This is a genomic window from Mesorhizobium sp. PAMC28654, assembly GCF_020616515.1.
Classification (GTDB): Bacteria; Pseudomonadota; Alphaproteobacteria; order Rhizobiales; family Rhizobiaceae; genus Mesorhizobium.
On sequence record NZ_CP085135.1, the window covers coordinates 4,652,739 to 4,677,635 of the forward strand.

At 61.3% G+C, this 24,897-nt stretch carries 22 protein-coding genes and 1 pseudogene; 14 read left to right on the plus strand and 9 right to left on the minus strand.

Annotated elements, in window-relative coordinates:
- Nucleotides 1-478: 478 nt before the first annotated feature.
- Both istA and istB read left to right on the plus strand, forming a co-directional pair.
- Entirely contained in the window at nucleotides 479-1,951 is a 1,473-nt protein-coding gene (gene istA, locus LGH82_RS22890) for an IS21 family transposase (protein ID WP_227344002.1), read from the plus strand.
- Nucleotides 1,948-2,842, plus strand: a pseudogene (istB, locus tag LGH82_RS22895) (IS21-like element helper ATPase IstB). Before istA ends, istB begins: the two are co-directional and overlap by 4 nt.
- A gap of 28 nt (nucleotides 2,843-2,870) precedes the next feature.
- Here istB and LGH82_RS22900 read toward each other — a convergent pair.
- From LGH82_RS22900 to LGH82_RS33715, 6 genes are all read right to left on the minus strand, one after another.
- Nucleotides 2,871-3,266 (minus strand): HNH endonuclease signature motif containing protein, encoded by a 396-nt coding sequence (locus LGH82_RS22900; protein ID WP_227344923.1) that lies wholly within the window; start codon nucleotides 3,264-3,266, stop codon nucleotides 2,871-2,873.
- 259 nt (nucleotides 3,267-3,525) lie between these two features.
- On the minus strand, nucleotides 3,526-3,702 hold the full coding sequence (locus tag LGH82_RS22905; RefSeq protein ID WP_227344924.1) for a helix-turn-helix domain-containing protein: 177 nt from the start codon (nucleotides 3,700-3,702) through the stop codon (nucleotides 3,526-3,528).
- A gap of 130 nt (nucleotides 3,703-3,832) precedes the next feature.
- Complete coding sequence (locus LGH82_RS22910; RefSeq protein ID WP_227344925.1) at nucleotides 3,833-4,534, minus strand: hypothetical protein; 702 nt, start codon at nucleotides 4,532-4,534, stop codon at nucleotides 3,833-3,835.
- Nucleotides 4,535-4,635: 101 nt separating this feature from the next.
- Complete coding sequence (locus tag LGH82_RS22915) at nucleotides 4,636-5,976, minus strand: integrase (protein ID WP_227344926.1); 1,341 nt, start codon at nucleotides 5,974-5,976, stop codon at nucleotides 4,636-4,638.
- Nucleotides 5,977-6,528: 552 nt separating this feature from the next.
- Nucleotides 6,529-7,359, minus strand: coding sequence for a hypothetical protein (locus LGH82_RS22920; protein ID WP_227344927.1), 831 nt, complete (start codon nucleotides 7,357-7,359; stop codon nucleotides 6,529-6,531).
- Between the two features lie 558 nt (nucleotides 7,360-7,917).
- Nucleotides 7,918-8,079, minus strand: a complete 162-nt coding sequence (locus tag LGH82_RS33715) for a hypothetical protein (protein WP_413771384.1) — start codon at nucleotides 8,077-8,079, stop codon at nucleotides 7,918-7,920.
- Nucleotides 8,080-8,461: 382 nt separating this feature from the next.
- Here LGH82_RS33715 and LGH82_RS33720 point away from each other — a divergent pair, with 382 nt between their 5' ends.
- The gene (locus tag LGH82_RS33720) at nucleotides 8,462-8,683 is read left to right on the plus strand and encodes a hypothetical protein (protein WP_413771385.1); all 222 of its coding nucleotides are present in this window, start codon (nucleotides 8,462-8,464) and stop codon (nucleotides 8,681-8,683) included.
- A 339-nt stretch (nucleotides 8,684-9,022) separates the two neighbouring features.
- A complete protein-coding gene (locus tag LGH82_RS22930) occupies nucleotides 9,023-9,364 on the plus strand; it encodes a hypothetical protein (RefSeq protein WP_413771386.1) in 342 nt (113 codons plus the stop codon).
- A 134-nt stretch (nucleotides 9,365-9,498) separates the two neighbouring features.
- Here the strand turns inward: LGH82_RS22930 and LGH82_RS22935 are convergent, their stop codons facing one another.
- Nucleotides 9,499-9,714: a hypothetical protein gene (locus LGH82_RS22935; RefSeq protein WP_227344930.1), complete on the minus strand. Its 216-nt coding sequence runs from the start codon at nucleotides 9,712-9,714 to the stop codon at nucleotides 9,499-9,501.
- Between the two features lie 213 nt (nucleotides 9,715-9,927).
- Between LGH82_RS22935 and LGH82_RS22940 the strand changes: the two genes are divergently transcribed.
- Complete coding sequence (locus LGH82_RS22940; RefSeq protein WP_227344931.1) at nucleotides 9,928-10,212, plus strand: hypothetical protein; 285 nt, start codon at nucleotides 9,928-9,930, stop codon at nucleotides 10,210-10,212.
- Nucleotides 10,213-10,215: 3 nt separating this feature from the next.
- Here LGH82_RS22940 and LGH82_RS22945 read toward each other — a convergent pair whose 3' ends face one another.
- A complete protein-coding gene (locus LGH82_RS22945; RefSeq protein WP_227344932.1) occupies nucleotides 10,216-10,566 on the minus strand; it encodes a hypothetical protein in 351 nt (116 codons plus the stop codon).
- 199 nt (nucleotides 10,567-10,765) lie between these two features.
- On the opposite strand from LGH82_RS22945, the gene LGH82_RS22950 reads away from it, so the two are divergent.
- The 7 genes from LGH82_RS22950 (at nucleotide 10,766) to phoB (ending at nucleotide 20,690) form a co-directional block, all read left to right on the plus strand.
- A complete protein-coding gene (locus LGH82_RS22950) occupies nucleotides 10,766-14,896 on the plus strand; it encodes a PAS domain-containing protein (protein WP_227344933.1) in 4,131 nt (1,376 codons plus the stop codon).
- Between the two features lie 592 nt (nucleotides 14,897-15,488).
- Nucleotides 15,489-16,544 carry a phosphate ABC transporter substrate-binding protein PstS gene (gene pstS, locus LGH82_RS22955; protein WP_227344934.1) on the plus strand — a complete coding sequence of 352 codons (1,056 nt, stop codon included), beginning with the start codon at nucleotides 15,489-15,491 and terminating at the stop codon, nucleotides 16,542-16,544.
- Between the two features lie 65 nt (nucleotides 16,545-16,609).
- Nucleotides 16,610-17,593: a phosphate ABC transporter permease subunit PstC gene (pstC, locus tag LGH82_RS22960; protein ID WP_227344935.1), complete on the plus strand. Its 984-nt coding sequence runs from the start codon at nucleotides 16,610-16,612 to the stop codon at nucleotides 17,591-17,593.
- Nucleotides 17,594-17,596: 3 nt separating this feature from the next.
- On the plus strand, nucleotides 17,597-18,448 hold the full coding sequence (pstA, locus tag LGH82_RS22965; RefSeq protein WP_227344936.1) for a phosphate ABC transporter permease PstA: 852 nt from the start codon (nucleotides 17,597-17,599) through the stop codon (nucleotides 18,446-18,448).
- Nucleotides 18,445-19,251 (plus strand): phosphate ABC transporter ATP-binding protein PstB, encoded by an 807-nt coding sequence (pstB, locus tag LGH82_RS22970; RefSeq protein ID WP_227344937.1) that lies wholly within the window; start codon nucleotides 18,445-18,447, stop codon nucleotides 19,249-19,251. Before pstA ends, pstB begins: the two co-directional genes overlap by 4 nt.
- A 25-nt stretch (nucleotides 19,252-19,276) precedes the next feature.
- Nucleotides 19,277-19,984, plus strand: a complete 708-nt coding sequence (gene phoU / locus LGH82_RS22975; protein WP_227344938.1) for a phosphate signaling complex protein PhoU — start codon at nucleotides 19,277-19,279, stop codon at nucleotides 19,982-19,984.
- Nucleotides 19,985-20,000: 16 nt separating this feature from the next.
- Complete coding sequence (gene phoB, locus LGH82_RS22980) at nucleotides 20,001-20,690, plus strand: phosphate regulon transcriptional regulator PhoB (RefSeq protein WP_140509737.1); 690 nt, start codon at nucleotides 20,001-20,003, stop codon at nucleotides 20,688-20,690.
- Between the two features lie 12 nt (nucleotides 20,691-20,702).
- On the opposite strand, the gene LGH82_RS22985 is transcribed toward phoB, so the two are convergent.
- Nucleotides 20,703-21,947: an ROK family protein gene (locus tag LGH82_RS22985; protein WP_227344939.1), complete on the minus strand. Its 1,245-nt coding sequence runs from the start codon at nucleotides 21,945-21,947 to the stop codon at nucleotides 20,703-20,705.
- A 300-nt stretch (nucleotides 21,948-22,247) separates the two neighbouring features.
- Between LGH82_RS22985 and xylF the strand changes: the two genes are divergently transcribed.
- Nucleotides 22,248-23,288: a D-xylose ABC transporter substrate-binding protein gene (xylF, locus tag LGH82_RS22990; protein WP_227344940.1), complete on the plus strand. Its 1,041-nt coding sequence runs from the start codon at nucleotides 22,248-22,250 to the stop codon at nucleotides 23,286-23,288.
- Nucleotides 23,289-23,533: 245 nt separating this feature from the next.
- On the plus strand, nucleotides 23,534-24,886 hold the full coding sequence (locus LGH82_RS22995) for a sugar ABC transporter permease (RefSeq protein WP_227344941.1): 1,353 nt from the start codon (nucleotides 23,534-23,536) through the stop codon (nucleotides 24,884-24,886).
- Nucleotides 24,887-24,897 lie beyond the last annotated feature (11 nt).

The following is a 24,897-nucleotide window of genomic DNA, read 5'->3' on the forward strand; positions in this document are numbered from 1 at the left end:
CCGAAAGATTGAACTGGCGCCGAAGGTGCGGAATGAGAGGTCGCGGAACGTCCGCGACCTGGAGAGAAGCAAGCCAAAGGGCCGCCGTGGCGACGACCTGGCTATGGGGGGATAGAGGTTCAAGCTGCATCGGCCGCTCCCGCTGCAAACTCGCCGTAATGCTCTACTTCCGCCTGAGCACGGACCGAAACAGCCTCGTCGAACGTCTCGAAGGTGCCCAGGACAACGTTCTTAAGATCCACGCCGATAAACGTGCGCGGCGACAAACAAGGTGAGACTCAGCGTCAATCAGGATGAGACTCGGCGGCGGGGGTGTGACGAAGGGAGGGCGTAGCCCGACCGGAGTTACACCCCCGCCGCCGCGCAATTTTTCAGCGTCTTATGATCGCGGTCGGCCCGGTAGCTTGGTGGTTTTCTGGAATGGAGAACCATCTTTGTGCCGGGTCGCCATGTAACCGATCATCAGACGAGGCTTTTTATGAAGTACCGACAAAACAATTCTATCGAGGTCGCCGCCGCCAAGGCGTCGATCAGCAGGGCGACGGCCTATCGCATCAAGACGGACGCGCACCTGCCATCGCAAAAGCAAAAGGCTCGTGGCCGGCGGAGGCCTGACCCTCTCGAGCATATCTTCGATGCCGAGGTCGTTCCCCTTTTGAAGGCGGCGCCAGGCATCCGTGTTGTCGCCATCTATGAGGAGATGCTGCGGCGGCACCCGGAACTGAGCGCGGGCATTCGCCGAACGCTGGAGCGGCGCATCCGGTCATGGCGTGCCATCCACGGCGAAGAGCAGGAGGTTATCTTCCGCCAGCTTCACGAACCCGGCCGACTCGGGCTATCGGATTTTACCGACATGGGCAGCCTTGACGTGTCGATCGCCGGCCAGTCTCTTGATCATCTACTCTACCACTTCCGGCTCGCCTGGTCCGGCTTTGAACACACCCATGTCATTCTCGGCGGCGAGAGCTTCGTGGCCCTGGCCGAAGGACTGCAGAACGCGCTGTGGTCGCTTGGGGGAGCGCCGCTCTATCATCGCAGCGACAGCCTGTCGGCGGCTTTCCGCAACCTCAGCGCCGATGCGAAGGAGGATCTCACGCATCGCTACGAAGAGCTTTGCGCGCACTACCGCATGACGCCGACCCGCAACAACAAGGGCATCGCGCACGAGAACGGTTCGATCGAAAGCAGCCATGGCCATCTCAAGGATGCCATCCGTGACGCCCTTCTGATGCGCGGCAGCAGAAATTTCGACGATCTCGGCGCGTATCGAGCCTTCATCGACGAGATCGTCAGCCGGCACAACGCCAATCATGGCAAGCGCATCGATGCCGAACGCCCTCAACTGCAGGAACTTCCAGACCAGCGGACCAGCGACTTCGAGGAGGTGGTCGTCACCGTGTCGCGGACCGGCGGCTTCACCTTGCGCAAGGTCTTCTACACCGTTCCCTCCCGCCTGATCGGACATCGGCTTCGCATCCGCCTGTTCGATGATCGCCTCGAGGTCTTTATGGGAGGAACAAAGCTGATGACGCTGCCCAGGGGCCGAGGCCATGCCGACGGGAGGCACGATCAGGTCGTCAACTATCGGCACGTCATCCATTCCCTGCGCAAAAAGCCGATGGCGCTTCTTAATCTCGTCTATCGTGACAAGCTCTTCCCGCGGCAGGAATACCGCAGGGCCTTCGACGAGCTCATTGAGCGGCTGCCGGACAGGCAGGCGTGCAAGATCATGGTCGATCTGCTGGCGCTGGCCCACGATCGAGGCTGCGAGCGTGAGCTTGCCGAGCAACTCACCGAGACCCTCGACGCCGGCGACCTGCCCGATATTGCCGTCTTGCGAACCCTCCTCGGCCCGGACCCCGCACGGCTGCCGACCGTCTTGGTGCAACTCGCTTCCCTTAACGGCTATGAAGCCCTGATCGGGGCAACCCATGTGGGAGACGTCGCATGAGCAACGCCCACACCATCGACGAAGCCCGCCTCGGCATCATGCTCAACGAACTCCGGCTACCGACGATCAAGACGCTCTGGGCGCAATTTGCCGAGCAGGCCGATAGAGAGGGGTGGCCCGCCGCCCGGTTCCTCTCGGCCATCGCCGAGCATGAGCTGGCCGAACGGGCACATCGCAGGATCGAACGGCATCTGACCGAAGCGCATCTGCCGCCCGGAAAGACGCTCGACAGCTTCGCCTTCGACGCCGTACCCATGGTCTCCAAGGCCCAGGTCATGGCCATGACCGCCGGTGACAGCTGGCTCGCCAAGGGCGCCAATATCCTGTTGTTCGGCCCACCCGGTGGCGGAAAGTCGCATCTTGCGGCAGCGATCGGACTCGCCCTCATTGAGAACGGCTGGCGCGTGCAGTTCGCCCGAACCACCGATCTCGTGCAGAAGCTCCAGATCGCGCGGCGAGAGCTGCAGCTCGAAGCCGCCATCGCCAAGCTCGACAAGTTCGATCTGCTCATCCTCGACGATCTGGCCTACGTCACCAAGGACCAGGCCGAAACGAGCGTGCTCTTCGAACTCATCTGCGCAAGATATGAGCGGCGTTCCATCATGATCACCGCCAATCAGCCCTTCGGAGAATGGAACAGAATCTTTTCCGGACCCCGCCATGACCCTCGCCGCAGTGGACCGACTTGTTCACCACGCAACGATCTTCGAGATGAACGTCGAAAGCTACCGGCGCAGATCCGCCATGGAAGCCAAACGCCAGCGCGGCAGGCCAGCCTCTTACGCGACAATCAAGAACAAACACGAACTTGTCGCGGAGCGGCAATCAGAAATAGATGAAGGCCTTGCCAGCGACAATCAGCATGATAATTTGCACGTGACCGCGACCTGAGAATCTCATCCAGATCGCCGCTCACGTCTCATCCAGATCGTCGCGCTATAATAAACGCTTGCCATCGGCCGCTCGCGGTCTTGGTCACGCCGATCCGACCACTACTGTTGCGCGCGCACGGGCGCCGGTTTTGTGCATTCTGTCTCGGGGTGGCTTCCCGGAGGTTTTTCCAGCGGTTGTCTGCGCGCATGCCGTTCCGGTGGTCAACATGATGCTTCGGCCAGCCGCCGGTTTGGATCAACCAAATGACGCGGTGAGATTTGTATATTCGAAAATCGATCTCGACCTGCGTGTAGCCTTCCGATGTACGAGTGCCGGCCAACGCGCCGCTGCGGCACCCCCGAGGGACGCGCCAATTCAACGCGCCAGTTTCTGGATCGTAGTCGAGTAGCTCACGAGCGCGTTCCGCAGTGAGTGCCGGCATTCTTTTCCGATTCGGCTATGCTTGTTTTCCTGGCCATTTAGCGCACCCACAGCCCAGCCATCCGGCAGACTTCATGAGCGGTAGCTCGTGGTAGGCCAAAGCGGGCCGCTATGACGGTGACAGCGTAGGAACCGTCGACTGGGCCAATTGTCATTTGTGAGTTGTTGCGATAAAGATGTGCCGTCACAGCATGCTTATCTACCGAGCCGCCGAGCCCAGCCAGGCCGGCGGCTTTGTCGTGAATGATCATCGCTGCACCTCACGCCGCGACCGGGAGGTTTTCGATGAGCGCGCTAAGTTCGGAAACCAGCACGAGAGTACGCTTACCGTTCTTGCGGGGGGTGAGCTTCTTAGCCCGGAACATCTTGTAGAGACCGCTCCGGCTGATGCCGGACATCTCCACTGCTTCCTCTACTGAAACTGCGATCTTGGTCATTTATTTCTCCGTAATCGCACCGGGATGTTGGTGCATACGGAGATAAATAAAAGTCGAAAAATGCGCAGTCTATTTATGCAATTGCGCAATTATATATGCTATTGAGCAATTCCGGCGCGGTATTGCTCATTTATTTCCGGTGCCGGCCCCGTATTCTCCATTCGACGGGAGTTTTCTGAGCCCAAACATCGCGCGCACGGGGACTGCGCAACCCGAAGCGGTCTCGTAGTGCGGACTCGACAGCTGTTTTGGTCAGCCTTTTGCCATTTCCATGACGCCAAGCCTCAACCTGAGCGGTTAGCCAATCGGCTGCTGCAGCCCAGGTTTCATTATGTGAAGCTGGCAAGGGTACTTCGGCGGGCAGCAAGGCAGGCTCGTTCGCCTCCGGTGCAATGCCGTCGGCTGGTGCCCCGCCATTGGCGGCAATCCGGGCGTCAAGGCTTTTTCTCGTGACATAGATGTAGCACTGGTGACGCCAACCGTCTTCCCACTCGTCGTCAGGATCTTCAACGGGAACATGGGGATAGAGGGCATTGAGTATCCCAAACCGGAATCGGCTATCAATGTTTTCCGTGATCCAGTCATCTGCTGAAATCGACCATATCTCGCCCCCTTCCCGCTTGCGTATTCCCGCCACTAGCGCTCCCGCAATAAAGTCTTGGTGCGCCTGTCTGATGACGGATTGCGCATTTGGCCCGGCCTCATTGGCCAAGATATTATCCTCGCCAGTGATCGCCATGCCGATTTGCTGTATTGCTCGTCGCAGGAATACGTAAGACGGGGTGTCGACAGGCCATGACGCCTCATCGGTCCAAGAAAATATGTTTGCCATCGCTCACCTTCGCGAATGCACCCATGGTAGGCCGCAGGGGAAACCGGTAGGTGTTGCCGGCTTATCGGATGGCCGTCCTATCCCCTGCGATCTGTGAAGCCCTATCCGGCGCGCAATGGTACAACCTTGTCGTCGTCGCCTTCAGGCGGCATCAGGGCCACCACGGCCCCGGCGGACAGTTCGTCCAGTGCGTCGATGATGGCCGACGAATAATGGGTCTCGATCATGCGAGTGCTCGTGTCGTGCAGCGCGGCGACGAGACGGACCGGCAGTCCATTGCGGAGCTGTCTCACGATCGACGAGTGGCGCAACGCATAGGGCACGGTATCCGCTGGCAACTCGGCCGGCGCGACAATATCGGCCCATGGTCGGGAAAGTTCAGTGGCATTGAGCCACGGCCCCCGGCGATCACGAATCCACGGTGCCTTCTCCTGGCTCTTATCCTGTTTGTGTCTCCAGCGTTCCAGAAGCGTATCCCCAGCGCGCCGGCCGGCGGTAGCAGGCCGTAGTGCCGTGATAATGTCGGTCCCGACACGTACTGCGATATGCGACGCCTTTTTTACGCCGCGCCCCTTCCGGCTCGTTGGGACCATCAAACGAGATTGCTGCACATCGCCAACCGCCATGCGCCTGACTTGGGAGAATCGCGCACCGGTCGCGCTCAAAACCACGACCATGCGCAGGAGATCCCCGTTCCAGTCGTCGCGATCGTCAACCACTTTTGCTGCCGCGATAATCCGTCGAATGTCGCCGTCGGGAAGTGCGGCCTTGTCTCGTGCCGTCGGCGTTTCGGCATGTGACGTAGCAAGGCCATTCTTGATGATCAGAGGAATTTCCGCAGGAAGGCGCGCGCGGTGCTTCGTGGTCGCTGCATTCAAGGCTGCCTTCAGATCGTTGACGATTCGACGAACGGTTGTTTGGGCTAGCTCGCCATCCAGGCCGTCGCGCCACTTCGAAAGGTCGCCTTCCTTCAACGAATGAAGCGCCTTCTCAGCAAGCTTGGTCGAAAGTACGTGACGGGTCAGCCGCAGACGAGCGTCGCCTCGACTTGCCTTCTCACCGTCACGAGCCAGCTCGCGCGCTTCCTGCGTCACCAAATAGGAATCGATCGCAAGCTGCACGGTGGGGGCAGGGCCGTCGGCCGCCGCCAGGTCGTCAGCCCGTTTGGTCGACACATGCCGAGAGGCAACAGTCTTAGCCTGTTCAAACGTGAGGCAAGACACGCCATCGGCCCCCAGCTTGCCGTCGTCTGCCGTGCCGAGGGTTTCCTGCTTGTACTTTTGATCGCCCTGATACCAGCGCACAAGCCAGCGGCCACCCCGCCTCTGTTTCCGGTAGCCTAGATGGACATCGGGACTTAGCCCACGCCAGTGTACGCCTTCGGGCAAGCCGGCGCGCGCATTCCGGGTCGTCAGCGCGGCCTCCGTCAATGTCTTGGCCATCAGGGGAAATCACCAATTCGTCAAATATCCGTCAAATATACCCCCGTGGACGGCCTGATACAATATGGGACGCTAGATATGCATTGCGTGAATCATTGGGGAACAGAGGCAAAACAGGTGTGTACAAAGGAGAACAGACGGGGACTGGCCCTATAATATGGAATTGCCCTCTCACGGCGGGAACAGGGGTTCGATTCCCCTTGGGCGTACCAAGATTTTCAGACACTTAGCTGGACGGGGTCAGAAACCGTCAAGTAAGGCTTCCGTGGATGCCGATTTGGCGGCGTTCCCGAGTGATTTATCCACAGCTTCGCCGCGATCGGTAAAATTGTCCGGACCCGGTTAAGGTCTCAATCACACGCCCTCGCCATGATCACCCGTGCGAGTGTGTTGCGTATTTCCTCGCCGCCAAAAGAGAGCCCGTTGCCAACCCCAAGCCCCCCGCCCAGGCAACGGGCTTTTCTATTGGACCGTCATCGGCTTGCGTCCTTTCCAAGGCCTCTCGAACGATCCGCCCACACGCAGTCGGACTTGGCGCCGAAATCGGTATGTTTATCGTCGCACCTTGCGACCCAGAAGCCTATCGGCCCACCCAAACGACCATATATGCCGCTGGTCCCACAAATCGATTGGCGTCCGCCAAACGCGGTATTTCGAGGCATTATCGATTTGCTGGCTAACACTCAGATGGCTGTTGGCATCGAAAAACGACTTAATCCGCTGACGCGCGAACAACTTCTTGCCCTTGGTACTGTAGTTATGCAGCGGGAGCCTGTGACGGCTAATCGTGCGACCATCGCTCGACAACGCTACCCCCACGCAAAATTGTTCAGAAGTATGCGCCCGCACGATGCCGATCATTTGTTCGACAGTGGCGTATGCGTGGACCAATCTCGAGGCATTGTCGCGATGGACCCCGAGCACCGCGCTTGCCCACATTGTCTCGTTTCCAGTCAGGATGTGGCCGTCGAGCGCGATGCCTTGCCCGTTGAGTGACAGGAACGACTTCTTCGGGCGCCCTTCACGACGCCACATTATCGATCGCGACGCGGAAATCTGGCTGAAGCATTTCGAGATGTCGCCTACCGGATAGACGTCGGTGTCCATGAAAAACAGTCGGTCGCACCGGTTCAGCAGTTCAATGACGCCCGCGGCCTTTATGCCGAACTTGTACCTGCCGCCAAAGGACATCTCGGCCATTCGCTCTGGGGTCAGGTGCATGGTCTCGATCGGATAGCCATCAAAAATATGAGGCCTGTCAGTAAGGACCTTGATGCTGGCGCCCGGACAATGATGTAGAAGTCGCAACGCACTGAAAAGCGCCCCAAGGGCGTAGACCTCGTCTTGCCCGAACGCGACGTAGCCGAAATGATCGTCACTCATTGGTCCGGCCGCCGTCAGGGCCGGAATATCAGGGCGTTCTCTTCGATGGTCATTACGATCCAGCCGAAGGGATCAATTTCCTGCTGTCGTTGTCCATTCGCGTTCCCCTCACCCGGAGCGAATATTACGCGAGGATGACAGACCGGTACAATGGTCGACTCGCCAGATCACGGCACTTTGCGTGTCAGCTCGTGCAGCGATCCCGAACGCCTCCAAAGCAGTCATCGCCGCTATGTCGGGAATCAGAATCCTGCCCGACGAGGCAGGTGTCGGTTCGCCGGTCCACGTATCTTGCCTCGCTTCTGGGGCGCCCGGCCCATACGCTTACCACTTCACGTCACGGTCCACGGCTGCCGCCATTGTCCGGATACCTTACGAATCCGTAAGTCGCTGCCCCCAACCCCGGTGGCTATAAAGACGACGAGCGGCTGATCGTCCGAGCTTCGGCGCGGTTTGATCGGGCTCCGAACCCGGCGCTTGCTGCCATGTTGTTGCCTGGCAACAAGCGCCACGGTCTTTGTCAGCAATGTCGTGGAGAGGTGTCCTCAGGATGACCCTTCACATGAGGAAGGAAGAGTTTGCGATGCGAGTGCAGTTTGCCCCCATGCTTTCGATCGCTGCTGTCGCGGTCATGATGGCGTTCGCGCCGAGTACCGTAATGGCTGCCACCAAGACCGCCAAGGAATGCAACGCCGAGTACGCCGCCAACAAACCGGCCATTCAGGCCTCCGGCCAGAAGAAGGCGGATTTTGTCGCGGCGTGTCGCGCCGGTACCGATACGACGTCGGGCGCCGCCGCGCCGGCTACCACGACCGCCCCTGCCAAGAATACCGCGCCAGCATCCACCAACAGCGCGGCGACCGGGAATGTGAAGACGGCAAAGGCTTGCGACGCGGAGTATGCGGCCAACAAGGACGCCATCAAGAAATCCGGCGAGACCAAAAAGGATTTCGTCGCCGCATGCCGCGCCGGAACCGAAGTGATCCCCGGCGGCCAGAGCACGACGGCAGCCCCGATGCCCGCGCCGGCGACGGCCCCGACCACGACGACGGCTCCGGCCAAGTCTTCTACAGCCCGGACCAAGACCGTTTCGACACCATCCGTGGCCGGTACGCCTACCGGCGCCAATCAGTTCGCGACCGAAGGCCAGGCGAAGTCCCGTTGCCCATCCGGTACGGTGGTGTGGGTGAACCTGAAGTCGAAGATTTTCCACTTCGCCGGCAGCCGGAATTACGGGAACACGAAACAAGGCGCCTATATCTGCGAGTCTGACGCAACCGCCTCCGGTTTCCGCGCCGCTGAAAACGAAAAGCAGCCGCAGTAGGGTTCCGTGGCGAAACAGCCGATCGCCACGAAATTAAGGTTTGGTTAACCATTCCCCTGTTTACTGGGTCGGTGATCCACTTTCGGCCCGCGACCACGGATGTACTGGCGCGAATGGCGAAGTGGAATGAAAGGTCGGCCTTGTGCCGGCCTTTTGCTTTTCAGCCCGGTCGGGCGTGCAACCAGCCGCCGATTACGCGGTAGGCGATAGGGCCCACACGGAAAACATGGCGACGAGACATATTGTCATCGCCGACGCCTGCTCTACCATAGCTATTCTGATACCTGCGCGGCGTGCTTTCAGGAGGACTTTGCGATGCGAGCTTCTGCGACACTGATCATGGCGATTTCGATCGTGGCGGGAACAGCCGGTCAGTCAAAAGCCGCCACGCTCAACACCATGGATGATGTCGGGGCCGCGATTCGCGCCTGCTGGAGCCCGCCATCGGATATCCGGAATTCCACCGTCACACTGAGCTTCAGCTTCAAGCGCGACGGCACGCTGATCGGACCACCCCGGCCAACCGCTATTCATGTCGAAGGCGATGAAAAGGCGCGGAAATCCTTTATGGATGCCGCGACCTCCGCGCTGGCGCAATGCCTGCCGCTAACCTTTTCCACGACACTGGCCAAGGGAATCGGGGGCACGGTGTTTACGTTGCGGTTTCCGTCCAAACAATAATCGGGCCAAGCAACAATCGCGTTGGACCGGTTCCGAATAATCCCGCAAGATCAATCGCTCAATCAAATGAACGAGGGCTCTGGCAGCGTCGCCCAAGTTCTAATGATCGCGAAAGTTCCGTTCGCGCCGCACTCTCAGTGCTTGTTGCGTCTCGCATTGACATGCCGTGCCAGTTCCGGCGTCTCGAAGACATAGTCGGTCCAGGCCGACTCCGGGATTTGGCCGGCCAGATAGCATTCCAGCAACAGGCTTTGCTCGGGATTGAGGTGCCTTGGCGCGCGCTCATGGTCCAGCCCGAGCGAGTGAAACAGGTTCCTGGTCAGACCCGATACCGTGAAGTGGATCGACATGTGCGTTCTCCTTCCCGAATGACTAAACGCGGAAAGGGGGCAAAGGTTGCACCACGATGCTGCCGGTAACGCCGGTCTGATCAAGGTCCCCGGTCTGATCAAGGTGCGTTGCCGCTCTATCCGCCTTCAGGACGCGCGAAGGTTGTTGGCCTCGTCCTTCTTTCCGGGAACGCTGGAAGCAGGTCCTGATCTCGAAACCCCTGTCCGGAACGCATGGGCATTCACGGCGTTGTGACTGGCGATCAACCGGGAGCAGTCGCCATGGCCACATTCAGGGAAATGAGGGTGCACGAGATTGTCGAAGACGGCTCTCTGTCCACCGAACAGAAAATCGCGGAACTTCGAGATATCGAGTCCGAGGCGCGCGGGCTGCAGCGGGCGGCATCGGAAAGCCCGATGGGTGACGATGACGGCTGGCAGGATGAATTGCGTCAGGTTCGCTTCGCGTTGGAAAAACTCGGCGCGAAAGAACCCAGGAAAGGCGCCGCGACGCTCTGAAGGTTATTCGCACACCATGCGGTACCGCTGGCCAGGCTCGCTGACATTCCTGCAGGCAAGCGGTTTTTCCGGGGCGGAAGAAGAGAACGGAGGACTTGAGAGCCTCGACACGCGTCTCGTAGCCGCCTTGTGACGTGTCGTACGGCGCGGCTCGAAGCTTCCCGGCTCCTGCGGCGCGACTGGAAACACGCTGGTCTCGATGAGCGGCTGCTGCGCGCGCGGTGGTTCCTTGTCAAAGAACCGTCTCGCATCGAGCGGCTTCGGAATGATCACCGTACCGTCATAGCTGCGCGCGCAACCGCTGCCCAAAAGCAACGCCAGCCCCAGGAAAAAAGGCAGAATCCGTTCAGACATATATACACCCCTGCTAGGCTTATAACGCGGCTTGCATATCGCCGACAACCGGCGGAATGGCGCAGGCAAGGTTGCGCTCGAATGGCGACGGTTGGCTGGTCGCGATTCATTAAGGTTAGCGGATCGTTAATGCTTCTGAGGCACATTCCGCAAACGGACCTCGGGGGAGGGTTCGGCCTTGGTTTTCGGGTGGGACGGGATGGCTGAAGCGGACGGAAAAGATGGGGCGCGTGGAAAGCGCGAGCCCGGTAAAATGCCCGCGTATGGTGACGGCATGCCTTCATCGGCTGGATATCTGGATACGATGGAAGCGCTCCGCGCGCTCGTCGACGCGGGTTCTGACTGGATCTGGGAGACCGACGCCGAGCTGCGCTTCTCCTGGCTTTCGGATAACTATCAGGAGGCCACCGGCATCGACCCCGCAGCGGTGCTTGGCCGGTTCCGCTTCGATTTCCTCAAGCAGGTGCTGAACGGCAGTCGCGCCGCGGCAACGCATCTGGAAGACCTGCAGGCGCGCAGGCCCTTTCGCGATTTCGTCTACGAGCTGAAGGGTGGCGGCAGCGACTGCCGCTGGGTTTCGATCACCGGTTTTCCCCAATTCGATGTCGTCGGGAAGTTTGCCGGCTATCGAGGTGTCGGCCGCAATGTCACGGCGTTGGCCGGAGCGTTCAACGAGATGGAGCAGACGCGGAAAACCTTCACCAATCATGGCACCATGGTCGACTCGATGCCGATCGGCATTGTCGTCGTTGACGCGGATCTGCGTGCGGAAGTCATCAATCGCGCCTTCTACGACTTCTGGGAGATCGATGCCCGGCGCGTGGAGGTTGGATGCAGCTTCCGCGACCTGATGGAAGCCAGCCGCGACGCCGACCCCTATGGCGCCAACGACGATGCATGGCAGCGGCACGTTGCCGAGCGCGAGGCGGAAATCAGAGCCGGCGTGCCCGGATCGAGGCAACTGCCACGCAGTGACGGCCGCACACTGATTTCATCCGTGGCGCCGCTTGCCGGTGGCAAACGGCTCATCTCCTATGTCGACGTGACCGATATGAAAGACCGCGAGGCCGAGCTTGCGGACGCGTTGGAAAAAGCGCGGCTGGCGGAGGCGGTGATCAACGCCGTCAAGGACCCGATCTTCGTCAAGGATGACAATCTGCGGTTTGTGTTTGTCAACGAGGCGTTCTCGGCGCTGTTTGGCCAGACACCACAGGCGATGCTGGGCAAGCCCGGCAACGACTTTCTCTCTCCGGGGGACGTGGCGCTTTTCGAACGAAGCGAGAAGGAAGTTCTGGCCACGGGCCGGCCCTATGAAGTCGAAGAAAGTTTCGAACTCAATGGCGCCAGCCGCTCGCGCATCGTCAGGAAGAGCCGCGTCGGCATGGCCAGCGGCCGCAACTACGTCGCCGGTTTTCTGTTCGACATATCCGACATGAAGCGGCGCGAGATCGAAGCCGAAGACGCGCGCAAGCATCTTGCCACCGTGCTGGAATCGCTGCCGGCAGGCGTGATCATCTACGACCGCGATGACAATTTCGTCTTCGCCAACCATAAGATGCAGGATGCAATTCCAGAGCTGAAGCCGGTATGGCAGCCGGGCCGTACCTTCCGCGAGGCTCTGACATTCGGGCATTCGGCCGGGTATTTCCGCCAAAGCGGGGATCCGGAACTGGACACGCTCTACGATAGGGATCCGGATCGTTGGGCCGATGGAATTCTCGAGCGGTGCCGCTTGCCCAGCGCGTCCTTCGAACGTGTCAATCCCGATGGTCGTTGGCACCAAGTCTACGACATGCGCACCGATGACGGCACGTTTATCGGCGTGCGCGTCGACATTACCGACATCAAGAGCCGCGAGAAGGCCTTGCGTGACTCGATGCGCCAGATCGACCTGTTCCGGCATGTCATGGATGAGTTGCCGGTGGCCGCCTTCATCAAGGCCGAGGATTTGAGCATCGAGTTCGTCAACAAGGCCTGGTGCGCCATGACCGGCCTTGCCAAGGAGGACGTCATCGGCCGCACGGACCGCCAGCTGTTCGGCGCCGAGGATGCCGAAAGCTACAGCAACGATGATAGCGAAGTCGCCGCTACCGGACAGGTCAGGGAAGTCGAGGAACCCGTCACCCATCGCGACGGCACGGTGCGGCAATTGATGACGCGCAAGAGCCGCCTGGTGGCGATCGACGGGTCCGTGCACCTGGTCGGCTCCAGCACCGACATCACCGAGGTCAAGGCGCGCGAGCAAGCGCTGGAAGAAAGCATGCGCGAGAACGAGGTGTTCCGCAGCCTCATCGACAATGTGCCGGTGTCGATCTACGCCAAGCGCTCCGACCTCAGGCAATTCTACGTCAACAAGGGGTGGTGCGATCTCACCGGCTTCAGCCGGGAAGAGGCGATCGGCAAGACCGACATCGAGATCTTTGGAGCGGACGGCGAGGCCTTCGTCAGTGGCGACCTGGCCGTGCTGCGCACCGGGGAAACCCAGGAGGTAGAGGAAACGGTGACGCTTGCCGATGGCAGCGTCCGCCACCAGTTCGCGCGCAAGGGCGCGATGATCGCCTCCGACGGGTCGCTCTATCTGATCGGCTCCACCACCGACATCACCGAACTGAAGCAGCGCGAGGCCGAACTGCGTGAGGCGCGGCAACGGGCCGTGCTCGCCGACCGCGCCAAGTCGGAATTCCTCGCCAATATGAGCCATGAAATCCGCACGCCGATGAATGGCGTGCTCGGCATGGCGGAACTGCTTGCCAAGTCAGACCTCGACCCGAAGCAGAAGACGTTCACCGACATCATCGTGAAGTCGGGCAATGCCCTGCTCACCATCATCAACGATATCCTGGATTTCTCCAAGATCGACGCCGGCCAGCTCGTGCTCGATCCGGCGCCCTTCAACCTCGCCGAGGCGATCGAGGATGTGGCGACGCTGGTGTCGACGCGGGCCAAGGAGAAGGACCTCGAGCTCATCGTGCGGGTGGAGCCTGGTCTTGGAGACCTCTTCATGGGTGACGTTGGCCGCATCAGGCAGATCGTCACCAATTTGCTCGGGAATGCGGTGAAGTTCACCGACGAAGGCCATGTACTGGTTGACGTGACCGGCGAAAGGGTCCCGACGGGCACCAAGCTGACGATCGCCGTCACCGATACGGGCATCGGCATTCCCGAGGAAAAGCTGCAACTCGTCTTCGAGAAATTCAGCCAGGTCGACACGTCGTCGACGAGGCGGCATGAAGGCACCGGGCTTGGTCTCGCCATCACGTCGCGGCTGGTCGATCTCATGGGGGGCGACATCGGCGTCGAAAGCGCCGAGGGCAAGGGCTCCACGTTCTGTTTCACCATCACTCTGCCCAGGGCCGGTCAATCGACCGGGCAGCGGATCATGCCGGTGGATGTGACAGGGGCGCGGGTGCTGATCGTCGACGACAATGCGGTCAACCGTGCGATCCTGATCGAGCAGATGGCCTCGTGGACATTCGATTCCTGCGCGGCCGAAAGCGGCGCCGAAGGGCTCAAGGTGCTCATCGCCGCAGCCGCTTATGGCGTGCCGGTCGACTGTGTCGTGCTCGACTACCAGATGCCGGGCATGAGCGGCGCCGAGATGGCGCGGATCGTTCGCAACACCGCCGGGCTCACCGATACGCCGATCATCATGCTGACCTCCGTCGACCAGTCGCTGGCCAACACCAGCTATCGCGATCTCGGCATTGATGCCCAGATGATCAAGCCGGCGCGTTCCTCCGTGCTTCTGGAAACGCTGGTCGCCACCATCCAGCGCCATAGACATACGACAGGGGGCGTCGGCATGCCCGCGGCGAATGCCGGTTCGGGCAGTGTGATGGAGCCGTCGCCGCTTGTAGCGACGTATGGGCGGGCGCTGCTGCAACCGCCGCCAATTCGTCCCCGTCTGCGCGCGGCGGCCGGTGAAGAGCGCCGTCTGGACATCCTTGTCGCCGAGGACAACGAGGTGAACCAGATGGTCTTCACCCAGATTCTCGGCGAAACCGGCTACGGCTTCGAAATCGTCGGCAATGGCCGCAAGGCGCTCGACGCCTATGGCAGGCTTAATCCGCGGATGATCCTGATGGATGTCTCGATGCCCGAGATGAACGGCCTCGAGGCAACGGCCGCCATTCGCAGGCTGGAGGAAGACAACGGCACGCACATCCCCATCGTCGGGGTCACCGCGCACGCCTTGAAGGGCGATCGCGAACGCTGTCTGGAGGCAGGCATGGACGATTACCTGCCCAAGCCGATCAGCCCGCGCGCGCTGCTGGAAAAGGTCGAACGCTGGGTTGGATCGGGCAACGAACGCCAGCGCGACGTCGGGTAAGCAGGCCAGCAGTTCACAGTGTCACGGGCGATCGCGGACGGAACGCCGTGGGACATCGCGCCCCGTTGTTGCCGAATCGAAGACCAAAGCCGGAAGTGGCAGCTTTGGGCCAGATGAGGATTCGTTGTTGCACTTGTGCAAAAGGATATGGTGCGATCGCGCCATATCAAAGCTAAGGTCCAGCCGAGACAATATCTGTATTCGAGTTCCGCTCCTCAGTTACGGGCGGGAGCAGCGACCGCCGGCATCGAACAGCGTCAATCTACCCCAACGGACCTGTTTTCGGCGATGGCTCGGCCAGGACATCTTCTGGCCGAATGCAACGCGCTCCCGCCCGGATTTTCTTTGTCGCGGCGGACGCCCCCGAGCTGGTGGCAAATACCGACTGAAAAAACGCGCAAGCCCATGATTCCCGGGATAAACTCCCGTTCTGTCCGGACGAGCCGACATCGTTCGTTTCCGGTGCCGTCGTGCGGCGTTACCGGGGTGACATGAAACTGTCATGCGACTGTTATAATCGAAGGCTATTGGCCTCAGCGGGCGCTGAAAGGAATGGCGCCAAGAGACCATCTTCCGAACAGGAGCAGGCCACATGAGACATTTCATCCGCTCGGCGGCTGTTGCGATTGCAATGGCCGCGGCGTCTACCCTCACCCTTTCCGCAGCAATGGCCGCGGATCTTTCCGGCGCCGGCTCGACCTTCATCTACCCGGTGTTCGCCAAGTGGGCCGACACCTACAAGAAGGATACCGGCATCGGCCTCAACTACCAGTCGATCGGCTCCGGCGGCGGCATCAAGCAGGTCATCGCCAAGACCGTGACCTTCGGTGCCACCGACAAGCCGATGTCCGACGCAGACCTCGAGAAGAACGGCCTCGTGCAGTTCCCGATGGTCATGGGCGGCATCGTGCCGATCGTCAACCTGACCGGCGTCAAGCCGGGCGAACTCGTCCTTGACGGCAAGACGATCGCGCAGATCTACCTCGGCGCCATCACCACCTGGGACGACGCCGCGATCAAGGCGCTGAACCCGACCCTAACCCTGCCGTCCACCGCCATCGCCGTTGTCCACCGTTCGGACGGTTCCGGTACGACCTTCAACTTCACCGATTATCTGGTCAAGCTGTCGCCTGACTGGAAGGACAAGGTCGGTTCCGACACGGCGGTCGAATGGCCGGTCGGCGTCGGCGCCAAGGGCAGCGAAGGCGTTGCCAACACCGTCAAGCAGACCGACGGCGGCATCGGCTACGTCGAATACGCCTACGCCAAGCAGAACAAGCTGTCCTACTCTAAGATGCTGAATGCCGCCGGCAAGGTCGTCGAGCCGTCGCTCGAATCCTTCGGCGCGGCTGCTTCGAATGCCGACTTCAAGGGCGCGAAGAACTTCAACGTCATCATCACCAACGAGCCGGGCGACGCCACCTGGCCGATCGCGGCTTCGACCTGGGTGCTGATCCACAAGGCTCCGGACGATGCCGTTGCCACCGGCGAAGCGCTGAAGTTCTTTGCCTGGGCCTACAAGGACGGCAGGGACACTGCCAAGGCGCTCGACTACGTGTCGATCCCCGACAACGTCGTCGACCTGATCAAGGCTTCGTGGAAGGCCGACATCAAGGCCGACGGCAAGCCGGTCTTCGCTGGCGAGTAACCATACCTGAAGGGGCGCCGCATCGCGGCGCTCCTTTTTCCTCGAGACAAAGAGCCGAGCCTGACATGAGCGCTGCCCAGGAAGCCTTGCCAGCCGTGCGCGGGTCGCGCGACGCGATCGTGAGACGGTTCGCGCTGACAGATGCCGTCTTCCACGGCATGACCCGGGCCGCCGCCATATTGGTGCTGGTCCTGCTCGGCGGAGTTGCGATCTCGCTGTTTGCCGGCTCCTGGCAAGCCCTGTCGACCTTCGGCTTCTCCTTCCTGGCCACCCAAAGCTGGAACCCGGTGACGGAGAAATTCGGCGCGCTGGCGCCGATCTATGGCACCATCGTCACCTCCGCGATCGCCATCCTGATTGCCGTGCCGCTCGGCATCGGCATCGCCATATTCCTCACCGAGCTTTGCCCGCGCCCGCTTCGGCGCCCGATCGGCATGGCCGTGGAACTGCTCGCCGGCATCCCCTCGATCATCTACGGCATCTGGGGCCTTTTCGTGCTGGCACCCTTCCTGCAGACGACCGTGCAGCCCTTCATCATCGGCGTGTTCCATGGCATTCCCGGCCTCAACAGCCTGTTTGCCGGTCCGCCCTACGGCATTGGCCTGCTGACCTCGTCGCTGATCCTTGCCATCATGGTGCTGCCCTTCATCACCTCGATCACCAAGGACGTCTTCGACACGGTGCCGCCGGTGCTGAAAGAGTCTGCCTACGGCATCGGCTGCACGACCTGGGAAGTGACCCGCCGGGTTGTCATTCCCTACACGCGGATCGGCATCATGGGTGGCGTCATGCTCGGCCTTGGGCGCGCGCTGGGCGAAACCATGGCGGTGACCTTCGTCATAGGCAACGCGCATCGCATCAGCACGTCGCTGTTCGCGCCGGCCACGACGATCTCGGCGACCATCGCCAACGAATTCACCGAAGCCGTCGGCGATCTCTACACCTCTTCGCTGGTGGCGCTCGGCCTGATCCTCTTCGTCATCACTTTCCTGATCCTTGCCATCGCACGCTACATGCTGATGCGCATCGACGCCCGCACGGGAGCCTGACCGATGTCGACAGCCACATCGCTTCACCAGAGTCGCAAGAGGAAGAATGGCGTGATGATGACGCTGTGCGTCATTGCTGCGGGCATCGGGCTTGCCTGGCTGGCGCTCATCCTCGGCGCGCTGGTCTACAAGGGCGCGGCCGGTCTGTCCCTCAGCGTGTTCACGCAGATGACGCCGCCTCCCGGCGACGCGGGCGGCCTGCTCAACGCCATCTATGGCAGCGTGGTGATGACTGTCATCGCCGTCATCTTCGGCACGCCGATCGGCGTGCTGGCCGGCACCTACATGGCCGAGTATGGCCGCTTTTCAAAGCTCACCACCGTGGTGCGCTTCATCAACGACATCCTGTTGTCAGCGCCGTCGATCATCATCGGCCTGTTCGTCTATGAACTGATGGTGCGGCCGATGGGACACTTCTCTGCGCTTGCCGGCGCGGTCGCGCTCGCCATCCTGGTCATCCCGGTTGTCGTGCGCACCACCGAGGACATGCTCAACCTGGTGCCGAACGCCCTGCGCGAAGCCGGTACCGCGATCGGCGCGCCGCGCTGGGTGGTCATCAAGTCGGTCGCCTACCGCGCCGCCCTTTCCGGCATCGTCACCGGCATATTGCTGTCGATTGCCCGTATTTCCGGCGAGACGGCGCCACTGCTCTTTACAGCGCTCAACAACCAGTTCTGGTCGAGCAATCTCAACGCGCCGATGGCCAGCCTGCCTGTCACCATCTTCCAGTTCGCTCTCAGCCCCTACGAGGAATGGCAGCAACTGGCCTGGACCGGCGCACTCATCATCACATTGACGGTTCTTGCGCTCAGCATCTTTGCGCGCAGCCTGACCGGACGCAGAGAGGACAAATGAGCCAGATGCTGTCTCCAGACATGACGATCGCCGCCGAGGCTACCGCCAGCAAGGCCAAGATCGAGGTCAAGAACCTCAACTTCTACTACGGCCAGAGCAAGGCGCTGAAGGACATCACGCTGTCGTTGCCCGAGCGCAGCGTCACCGCCTTCATCGGACCGTCGGGCTGCGGAAAGTCGACGCTGCTGCGCGTCTTCAACCGTATCTACGAGCTCTACCCCAAGCAGACCGCCGAGGGCCAGGTGCTGCTCGATGGTCAGAACGTTCTCGATCGCTCGCAGGACCTCAACCTGTTGCGCACCAAGATCGGCATGGTGTTCCAGAAGCCGACGCCGTTCCCGATGTCGATCTATGAAAACATCGCTTTCGGCGTCAGGCTCTACGAGAAGATCAGCAAGTCGGAGATGGACGGCCGCGTCGAACAGGCGCTGAAGCGCGCCGCGCTGTGGACCGAGGTCAAGGACAAGCTCAACGCCAGCGGCCTCAGCCTCTCCGGCGGCCAGCAGCAGCGGCTCTGCATCGCCCGCACCGTGGCGGTGAAGCCGGAAGTCATCCTGCTCGACGAGCCGGCTTCGGCGCTGGACCCACTGTCGACCGCCAAGATCGAGGAGCTGATCGACGAATTGCAAGCCGACTACACGATCGTCATCGTCACCCACAACATGCAGCAGGCGGCGCGCGTGTCGAAGCAGACGGCCTTCATGTATCTGGGCGAACTGGTCGAGTTCGACCGCACCGAGAAGATCTTCACGTCGCCCCGCGAGAAGCGCACGCAGGACTACATCACCGGCCGCTTCGGCTGAGCTCAGGCATACGAGGGACAGGATCATGGGCGAACACATAGTCGCTTCTTTCGACGAGGATCTCGGACAGATCAGCAGGCTCATCAGCGACATGGGCGAACTCGCCGGCTCGATGGTCGGCGGTGCGACCAAGGCATTGCTGAATTCCGACAACGCGCTGGCACAGCGCGTCGTTTCCGACGATGCCATCATGGATGCGCGCCAGCGCGAACTCGACGATCGCGCCATCACGCTGATCGCCAAGCGCCAGCCGATGGCCGACGACCTGCGCCATGTCGTCGGTTCGATTCGCATGGCCGGCGATCTCGAACGCATCGGCGACCTTGCCAAGAACATCGCCAAGCGCGTCGGCACCGTCGGGCTCAGCGTCACGCCACGCGACCTTTCGCACTCCATCGACGGGATGGCGCAACTGGTGCTGATCCAGGTTCAGGGCGTTATCGAGGAATACGCGGCACGCGATGCCGCCGCACTTGCGAAGCTACGGGCCGACGACGAACGCATCGACGTCAAATACACGTCGGTGTTCCGCGAATTGCTGACCTACATGATGGAAGATCCACGCAACATCACCGCGTGCACGCATCTTCTGTTTTGCGCCAAGAATCTCGAGCGCATCGGCGACCACGTAACCAACATCGCCGAAAATGCGTATTATGTTCTGACCGGCACGCAGTTGCCAGCCAATCGCCCGAAGCAGGACGAGACGGCAATGTCCGCGCCGGCGGCATGACAGGGGTGACCAGCCGATGATCGCGCCACGCATCATGGTGGTGGAGGATGAGGAGCCGCTAGGCGTGCTGCTCCGCTACAATCTCGAATCCGAAGGCTACCAGGTCGAGGTGGTGACCCGCGGTGACGAGGCCGAAATCCGCCTGCAGGAGAACGTCCCCGACCTCTTGGTGCTAGACTGGATGGTGCCGGCGGTGTCCGGCATCGAACTATGCCGCAGGCTGAGGATGCGCTCCGAAACCGAACGGCTGCCGATCATCATGCTGACCGCGCGTGGCGAAGAGAGCGACCGCGTGCGCGGCCTGTCCACCGGCGCCGATGATTATCTCGTCAAGCCGTTCTCGACGCCGGAATTCATGGCCAGGGTCAAGGCGCTGCTGCGCCGTGCCAAGCCGGAGGTCCTGTCCAGTGTCTTGAAGGTCGGCGACATCGTGCTCGATCGCGAGTCGCACCGGGTCTACCGCAAGAAGAGCGAGATCAGGCTCGGCCCGACCGAATTCCGCCTGCTCGAATTCATGATGCGCCATCCCGGCCGTGTGTTCTCGCGCAGCCAGCTGCTCGACAATGTCTGGGGCGAGACGATCTATATCGATGAGCGCACGGTCGACGTGCATGTCGGCCGGCTGCGCAAGGCGGTCAACAATGGCCGCATGCCCGACGTGATCCGCACCATCCGCGGGGCGGGCTACGCGATCCGCGAAGACTGACGGCAATCAGGCTCAGGCGACATTCTTGCCGATAACGCCGGATTTCGCTTGCGCGCCCGGCGCGAAAATCTCCTGGTCGACGAAGGTCAGCGCGCGCATGGCGCAGCCCTCGCGGATCAACGGCAGTTCGTTCGGCTCGGTATCGAAGGAGATCGACGTCGAATGCTGGCCGCCGGCGGTTTGGGCGATGGCCTCCCGCAATGCCGGCTCGATCAGGTCGAAGGCGGCGGCGCTGACGCCGACCATGGCGACCGGGGCAGGGTCGATGAGAGCGAACAGGCTGCCCAGGCCGAAGCCAAGCGCTTCGCCGGCCTTGCGATAGGCTTCGCGCTCCGGACCGTCCTTTTCGCGTGCCGTGGCCGCCAGCGTCCGCATGTCCACGTCGCCGACGTCAACCGGCTCGGCGTCCTCGCCCATCTGTTTTGCGTTGCGCCAGATGGCGTAGTTGCCGGCATAGGCCTCGACACAGCCGCGCCGCCCGCAGCGGCAGAGCGCGCCATTCGGCCGGTGGATCATGTGACCGAACTCACCGCCTGACGAATGCGTGCCGGTGAAAAGCTCGCCCTTCAGAACCAGGCCCATGCCGATGCCGTGCGACAGCAGGATGGCGATGAAATCGTCGCGATAACGCTCCGGATCGCGCCAGCGCAGCGCCACCGCCATCATGTTGCAGTCGTTCTCCATGGTGGCGGGGATGCCGAACTCTCGCTCCAGTATGTCGGCGAAAGCGATGTTGGTCTGTGGCGTGATCGGCGACCACAACATGGCGCGCGCATGGGAATCGGTGATGCCCTGGATCGCCAGCGCGATGCGGGCGATGCTGCGGACGTCGAGGTCAGGATCCTCGAGCCGGCGCCGGACGATGGCAACGCATTCGCCGATCAACTCGTCGCGGGGCAAGGTCAGCGTGTCCAGGCGGCGCTGCTCCTCGGCGATGACCTGTCCGGCATAGTCGATGACGGCAACCGAAAGAAAGTTGAGCGACAGCACCACTGTCATCACCGCCGCCGCTTCCGGGTTGAGGCCAAGACCAACCTGCGGCCGGCCCCGCTTCAATGCCCCCGCCTCGCTTGGCTTGCTTTCCGCCAGGATGCCTTCGCCGATCAGATCGGATGAGATCGTCGATATGGTCGAATGGCTAAGTCCGGTGGTCGCCGCGATCTCGGTGCGCGAAGGTTGTCCGGTCCGGCGCACGGCCGCAATCACCATCGCCCGGTTGCGCCGGCGCAGATCGTCGTGACGGATTCCGACCGACATGCTCTTTCACATCCTCCCGGCCACAGCGGCCTTTCGTGGTCTCGAAGGCCGTCAGCGACACCTGAAGCGCGTCGCGCGTCAGGTTCTTGTTTCCAGTCAAATTCTGGCAGAAGCCCACCATCCTGTCATTATTTATTCGGAGCTCGAAAAAAATTCACGGGGACATCAAAATCCATCAGAATCGATGTTGACAGCGTTCGGGTGTTGGATCAGTGTTTTTTCGAGGCTCGAAAAAATGGAGCCTTTGTGCCGGCCCTCGGGTCAGTTTGGTCGCGCCACACGCGGCGCAGGGAGGATAATATGAAAAGATTCACAGCCGCCATCCTGGCGGGTGTCGCCATGTCGCTGACGCTCGTGTCGGTCGCGCAGGCAAAGGGCAAGGTCATCGGCGTTTCGTGGTCGAACTTCCAGGAAGAGCGCTGGAAGACCGATGAGGCCGCCATGAAAAAGGCGATCGAGGCAGCCGGCGACAAGTATATTTCCGCCGACGCGCAGTCCAATCCGGGCAAGCAGCTGACCGACGTCGAAAGCCTGATCTCGCAGGGCGCGAATGCGCTTATCATCCTGGCGCAGGATGCCTCGGCCATCGGCCCGGCCGTGCAGAAGGCGCTGGACGAAGGCATTCCGGTTGTCGGCTATGATCGTCTGATCGAGAACAAGGACGTCTTCTACCTCACCTTCGACAACAAGGAAGTTGGCCGCATGCAGGCCCGCGAAGTGTTCAAGGTGAAGCCGGAAGGCAACTACGTCTTCATCAAGGGCTCGGGCGCCGATCCGAACGCCGACTTCCTGTTCTCGGGTTCGATGGAAGTGCTCAAGGCAGCCATCGACAGCGGCAAGATCAAGAATGTCGGCGAGGCCTACACCGATGGCTGGCTGCCGGCCAATGCCCAGAAGAACATGGAGCAGTTCCTGACCGCCAACGACAACAAGGTCGATGCGGTGGTCGCGGCCAATGACGGCACCGCCGGCGGCGTCGTCGCGGCATTGACGGCACAGGGGTTGGCGGGAACCGTTCCGGTGTCCGGCCAGGACGGCGACCATGCCGCGCTGAACCGTATCGCACTGGGCACGCAGACCGTGTCGGTGTGGAAGGATGCGCGTGAACTCGGCAAGAATGCCGCCGAGATCGCCTCGCAGCTCGCCGACGGCAAGAAGATGACCGACGTCCCGAACGAGAAGGACTTCACCACGCCTGGCGGCAACACCGTCAAGTCGTTGTTCCTGACCCCGGTCGCCATCACCAAGGCCAACCTCAACCTCGTCATCGACGCCGGTTGGATCAAGAAGGACGAGGTTTGCGCCGGCGTGGCGGCAGGCACCGTCGCCGCCTGCAACTAGGAAGCAGGCCGAATTCTGCTATCGCAACGCCGCGGCCTGGAGCGGTTCAGTGTTTCTAGAACCGCTGAACCGCTCCAGTTTTTGTTTTCCGCAATTCCGGACGGAAAACCGCTATGCACTTTTCCTGGAATTGCTCTCCAAGCTGCGGCGTTTTCTCAAAAAGATTTGTGTTTCCGCCTCGGGCAGGTAGCTTCTAGGCTGGTTTTCGGCATCCGCGTCAGACGGCAAGCCGTTGGGAGGAAATCATGACCGACACAACGTCCACCCCGCAGGCCGATACCGCGCGGGCGTCCGATCTTGGCGTGGTTGCCCGTTTCCTGAAGGCAACGGAGATCGATACACGAATGCTCGGCATGGTCGGCGCGCTGCTGGTCATCTGGATCGGCTTGCACGTCATTTCCAGCATTCGCCTCGGGGTCAATCCGCTCGATTTCGACAGCCGTACATTCCTGACACCGCGCAATCTCTGGAATCTGTCGGTGCAGACATCCGCCGTGGCCATCATGGCCTGCGGCATGGTGCTGGTCATCGTCATGCGCAACATCGATCTCTCCGTCGGCTCCGCCGAGGGCGTCATCGGCATGGTGATGGGCTTCGCGCAAGTGCATTTCCTGGTGCGGTTTGTCGGGCTCGAACTCGGCAATCCGTGGATCTGGGTCCTGGCGCTGTTAATTGGCCTGGCGCTCGGCCTGTTGATCGGGGCTTTCCAGGGCTTCATCATCGCCTATCTTGAAGTGCCGGCGTTCATCGTGACGCTGGGTGGTCTCTTGATCTGGCGCGGTGCGGCCTGGTGGGTGACAAGCGGCCAGACAGTGGCGCCGCTCGACGCCACCTTCCAGCTGATGGGCGGCGGGCCGGCGGGATCGATCGGCGCGACATGGAGCTGGGTTGTCGGCATCGTGGCTTGCCTTGCCGTGGTGTTCGCGTTGTTCAACGGGCGCGTGCAGCGCAAGCGTTTTCGTTTTCCGTTGCGTCCAATCTGGGCCGAGGCACTGATCGGCGTGGTCACCTGCGCGCTCATCCTGGGTGCGGTCTGGCTTGCCAATTCCTATCCTTGGCCGATCGGCATCGTGAACCGGTACGCCGCTGCCAACAATATCACCGTGCCTGAGGGCGGCCTGTTCATCGCTCACGGCATCGCCATTCCGGTGCTGATGGCGGTCGCGGTCGGCCTTGTCATGACCTTCATCACCAACCGCACGCGTTTCGGCCGCTATGTCTTCGCCATCGGCGGCAATCCCGAGGCCGCCAATCTCGCCGGCATCAACACGCGCTGGATCACCATGAAGGTGTTCATGATCATGGGCGTGCTGGCGACGATCGCCGCGGCGATCTCATCGGCCAGGCAGAATTCGTCCACCAACGTGCTTGGAACACTGGATGAATTGCTCGTCATCGCCGCCGCTGTCATCGGGGGCACGTCGCTTGCCGGCGGCTCGGGAACGATCATCGGCGCCATGCTCGGTGCGCTCCTGATGCAGTCGCTGCAGTCGGGCATGGTGCTGCTTGGTGTCGACTCGCCGCTGCAGAGCATCGTCGTCGGCGCCGTGCTGGTCATCGCCGTCTGGCTCGACACTGTTTACCGCAAGCGCGTTTAGGGAGGGATCGC